The sequence below is a fragment of the Brevundimonas sp. CURTG3B2_SDJG genome (assembly GCF_057364705.1).
The window spans coordinates 1-3,251 of record NZ_JBNFOJ010000306.1 but is presented as its reverse complement, the minus strand read 5'-3'; the positions used below and the strand labels follow the sequence as shown (position 1 = coordinate 3,251).

The 3,251-nt window shown below is 69.6% G+C and carries 3 protein-coding genes and 1 pseudogene; 3 read left to right on the top strand and 1 reads right to left on the bottom strand.

The features are described 5' to 3' along the window. Nucleotides 1–305 precede the first annotated feature (305 nt). Nucleotides 306–890: a glutathione S-transferase family protein gene (locus AC2W7C_RS15580; RefSeq protein WP_486002220.1), complete on the bottom strand. Its 585-nt coding sequence runs from the start codon at nucleotides 888–890 to the stop codon at nucleotides 306–308. Nucleotides 891–1,109: 219 nt separating this feature from the next. Between AC2W7C_RS15580 and AC2W7C_RS15575 the strand changes: the two genes are divergently transcribed. From AC2W7C_RS15575 to AC2W7C_RS15565, 3 genes and pseudogenes are all read left to right on the top strand, one after another. Then, a complete protein-coding gene (locus AC2W7C_RS15575) occupies nucleotides 1,110–1,715 on the top strand; it encodes a 3D domain-containing protein (RefSeq protein ID WP_486002219.1) in 606 nt (201 codons plus the stop codon). A gap of 228 nt (nucleotides 1,716–1,943) precedes the next feature. Next, nucleotides 1,944–2,318, top strand: coding sequence for a BlaI/MecI/CopY family transcriptional regulator (locus AC2W7C_RS15570; protein ID WP_486002218.1), 375 nt, complete (start codon nucleotides 1,944–1,946; stop codon nucleotides 2,316–2,318). Nucleotides 2,319–2,777: 459 nt separating this feature from the next. Further along, a pseudogene (locus AC2W7C_RS15565) lies at nucleotides 2,778–3,251 on the top strand (M56 family metallopeptidase); the annotation flags it as partial.

Genomic DNA, 3,251 nt, shown 5'->3' with positions numbered 1-3,251 from the left:
GGACACGGCGGCGGGGACGGCGACGGCCGCCAGCGCGCAGACGGCGGCGGCGGCGAGGGCGAGGCGCTTCATGGAGATGCTCCGAAGGGTGGTGCGTCTGCCCTAGCGCAAACGTCTTGATCCCCCAAGGCCGCCATCCAAAACACCGTCATCCTCGGGCTTGTCCCGAGGATCCATTCCAACAGCGGCACATGTTCGACGTGGGGTCGTTGGCGACTGCCCGACAGCCTTTCGCGCATCTCGAACGATGGATCCTCGGGACAAGCCCGAGGATGACGGCGCGGAATTGAAGGATGACGGTGGAGTTATGTGATCCCGAACGCCGCCTCCACCCGTCCGATCCAGGCGACCACCGCGGGATAGGGCTCCAGCTCGAACCCGCCCTCCGGCGCGACGCGGGTGTAGGCGACCAGGGCCAGGTCGGCGAGCGTCGGCGCCGTTCCCGCCAGCCAATCCCGACCGGCCAACCCCGCCTCCATCCGGCCCAGGGCCGCGCGGCCCTTGTCCATCAGCCGGGGATCGATCTCGTCGGCCCGCTTCCCCGCGATCGCCCGCTGGAACCGGACGACGGCGATGCAGGGCTCGTGGCTGTACTGCTCCCAGAACAGCCATTCGAACATCCGCGCCCGGTCGTAGGGGTCCCTGGGGATAAGTTCGGTCCCCTCGGCGAAATGCAGCAGGACGGCGTTCGACTGGGCCAGCGGCCGGCCGTCATCCAGAACCACCGTCGGCGTCTGCCCCGCGGGATTGAGCGCCAGAAAGTCGGGGCTGCGGGTCACACCGGACGTGACGTCGGTTTCGACCCACCGATAATCACGACCCAGCCAATCCAGCAACCACTTGACCTTCAAACAGTTGCCCGAACGAATATCGCCATAGACAGTAAGCATTTCACCTCAGCAACGTATTCCTGATCTGCGAATACAGCTTAGAGACTTGTCACATTTCGCCAAACACGAATCCGCTTAACCATCCAGAAGCTGCACTTATCCACCGCTGAACCGGACAGGTGGTCGCACCCAGGGTCCGCCGCCCGGGTTTTGACACAATCTGTAACGAAAAGCGCGTCGCCGGACGCGTCAGGGGCCGGTGATTCCGCGAGTCGATTCATGCTCGGCACAGCCGCTGCGCTCGCCCTGTTCTGGGCGATGGCCTTCCCCGCGTCGGGAGAACCGGTGACCTACGAAGCCGCTGTCGCGGCGGATCGTGCGGCCGCTGAATCAACCGCCAACGCATCCGAAGGTTCCAGCGGCGGCGTCCTGGAGCTCACCGACGAGCAGGAAGACCTGATGGACGACGACCCGCGGTGGAGCGCGTCGGCGCGCCTCTATCATGCGGGCGGCGGCGGTGCGACGGGCAACGATTCCCTGGGCTGCCGGCCGATCGCTATGCGCACCGTGGCCACCGATCCCCGCTACATCCCCCGCCGCACCCGCCTGTTCATCCCCGAGACCGTGGGCCTGCGGATGTCGGACGGCACGCTGCACGACGGCTACTGGTACGCCTCGGACACCGGCGGCGCGATCAAGGGCCAGAAGATCGACCTCTATACCGGCCACGGCCGCGGCTCGATGCGCCCCGCCATGCGCCTGAACATGCGCACCCTGACCATCGTCGACGCCGGCCGCTTCGACGGCTGCCCGCCGTCGTGGGACAGCCAGCCCAGCGCCACCCTGATGGCCTCGGCCGCGAACACCGTCGGCGCCTCGAACTAGACTTTCCTCAATTCCGCTCATCCCCGCGAAGGCGGGGACCCAGTGCTTTGGATGATCGGCGCCTGCCGAGCCTGTTCCCGCCGCTGTCCTGAAACGTCGCCGCCTAGGCGACAGGTCTGGGTCCCCGCTTTCGCGGGGATGAGCGGAGGAGAAATCGTTCATGACGACGATTTCATGTGACTCCCTGCTACACCTGTAGCATGCTACAAATGTAGCAGGAGGCGCGTCATGATCGAATCCCTGCCCCGCCGCGAGCGCGAGGTGTTCGAAGTCCTTTGCGGCCTGGAGCAGGCCACGGCCAGCGCCGTCCGCGCCGGCCTCAGCGATCCGCCCAGCGATTCCGCGGTGCGGACCCTGCTGTCGCGCCTGGTCGCCAAGGGCCTGGTCACTCACCGCACCGAGAACCTGGCCTACGTCTATTCGCCCGCGCCGGCCGCCGCGAACGCCGCCGACAGCGCCTTGCAGCGCCTGGTCCGCACCTTCTTCGACGGCTCGGCCGCCAGCGCCGCCACCGCCCTGCTGGGCATGGCCCCGACGCTCGCGGACGACGAGCTGGACGCCTTGCAGAAGGCGATCGCCGAAGCCCGGGAGCGGGGCCAATGACCGTCGCCCTGCTGATCGAGATGGGCTGGAAATCCGGCCTGGTGGCCGCGGTCGCCCTTCTGGGCGCCGTCCTGATCCGGGCGCGGCCCGCCGCCGAGCGCGTGGCCCTGCTGCGCCTGGGCGTGGTGCTGATCCTGGCCCTGCCCCTGCTGTCGCTGTTCATGCCGGCGATGAGGATTCAGACCCCCGCCCTCGCCCCTTCCCCCGCGCATTCGGCGACCCAGGCTGAAACCGTTTCCACCGCCACGCCTCCGGCGACGGAGGCGGGCCCCGCCCCCATTCAAGCCGTGACGGCCCCAACCCCGGTCCTCGTCCCGACGGCGCTCCCGGCTGGTCCGCCGGCGCCGACCATCGGCCTGAGCCAGATCCTTTTGGCCGCCTACGTCCTGGGGGTCGCGCTGCTGGCCGCCCGCCTGCTGGCCGGCGTCACCACCCTGTCCCTCTCGGACCCGCCGGGCCCGGCCCGTCGCCGACCCGGCCTGGCAGGACGCCCTGGAGCGGGCCGTCCAGGGCCGCAGGCGTCCCGCCCTGCTGGCTTCGTCCCAGGTCTCGTCGCCTCTGAGCTGGGGCTGGCGGCCGGCCGTCATCCTGGTGAACGAAGACGCCCTGCCTCACGCCGAGCGCGCGGACGCCGTCCTGGCCCACGAAATGGGACACGTCCGCCGCAACGACTGGCTGTTCCTGATGCTGTCGCGCGTCGCGGTCGCGGCCTTCTGGTTCAACCCCCTGGTCTGGGTGCTGCAGCGCGAGCTGGCGCGACAGTCCGAGCGGGCGGTGGACGCCTGGGCCGCGGGCCGGGTGGGCCGCGCCGACTACGCCAGCGCCCTCGTCGCCATGGCCGGCCTGCGCTCCTCCCGTCCCCAGGCCGCCCTGGGCATGGCCGGCCCCAGCAGCGACCTGGCCCGCCGCGTCGCCGCTGTCCTGGCCGGGTCC